Genomic DNA, 1,341 nt, shown 5'->3' with positions numbered 1-1,341 from the left:
TTCTCACCTGTCTTTTCGTTACTTATACCGGCATTCTCACTTCTGTACAGTCCACTGCTCCTCACGGTACAGCTTCGACCCGTACAGAACGCTCCCCTACCCATCTTTCGATGCCATCGCTTCGGTGCTGTGTTTAGCCCCGTTACATTTTCGGCGCAGAGTCACTCGACCAGTGAGCTATTACGCACTCTTTCAATGGTGGCTGCTTCTAAGCCAACATCCTGGTTGTCTGTGCAACTCCACATCCTTTCCCACTTAACACAAACTTCGGGACCTTAGCGGATGGTCTGGGCTGTTTCCCTCTTGACGATGGATCTTAGCACTCACCGTCTGACTCCCGGTCATCAAATATGCGGCATTCGGAGTTTGACTAGACTTGGTAATCCTTGACGGACCCCGCACCCAATCAGTGCTCTACCTCCGCTACTCTAAACCGAGGCTAGCCCTAAAGCTATTTCGGGGAGAACCAGCTATTTCCGAGTTCGATTGGAATTTCTCCGCTACCCCCACCTCATCCCCGCACTTTTCAACGTACGTGGGTTCGGGCCTCCAGTAAGTGTTACCTCACCTTCACCCTGGACAGGGGTAGATCACCCGGTTTCGGGTCTACGCCTGGTTACTATACTCGCCCTATTCAGACTCGCTTTCGCTGCGGCTTCGGCTTCTCACCTTAACCTCGCAACCAAACGTAACTCGCCGGTTCATTCTACAAAAGGCACGCCATCACCCGTGATGAAACAAGTTTCATCATAGGGCTCTGACTTCTTGTAAGCGCACGGTTTCAGGTTCTCTTTCACTCCCCTCCCGGGGTGCTTTTCACCTTTCCCTCACGGTACTGCTTCGCTATCGGTCGCCAGGGAGTATTTAGCCTTGGCAGATGGTCCTGCCGGATTCATACGGGGTTTCACGTGCCCCGCACTACTCGGGATCCACTCCGGAGAGGTTAGACTTTCGGCTACAGGACTGTTACCCCCTATGGTGAGCCTTTCCAGACTGCTTCACCTAGCCTAACCCTTTGTAACTCCATGCGGAGTGTCCCACAACCCCAGTGAGCACGCTCACTGGTTTGGGCTAATCCGCGTTCGCTCGCCGCTACTGACGGAATCACTGTTGTTTTCTCTTCCTCAGGGTACTTAGATGTTTCAGTTCCCCTGGTCTGCCTCAGCCCTGCCTATGTGTTCAGCAGGGTGTACGTACCTATTACGGCACGTGGGTTCCCCCATTCGGACATCCCCGGATCGTAGCCTGCTTACGGCTCCCCGAGGCATTTCGTTGTTCGCCACGTCCTTCGTCGGCTCCTGGCGCCTAGGCATCCTCCGTGCGCTCTTTCTAGCTTAACCT

General features: G+C 54.1%; 1 rRNA gene. It reads right to left on the bottom strand.

Going from position 1 to position 1,341, the window contains the following annotated elements:
* Positions 1–1,340 (bottom strand): 23S ribosomal RNA (locus tag XYCOK13_RS21135); the annotation flags it as partial.
* Between the last annotated feature and the right edge of the window lies 1 nt (position 1,341).

This window comes from Xylanibacillus composti, from assembly GCF_018403685.1.
GTDB lineage: Bacteria > Bacillota > Bacilli > Paenibacillales > K13 > Xylanibacillus > Xylanibacillus composti.
Note: the sequence above shows the minus strand (reverse complement) of the source record. Positions and strands in the feature narration are given on the sequence as shown.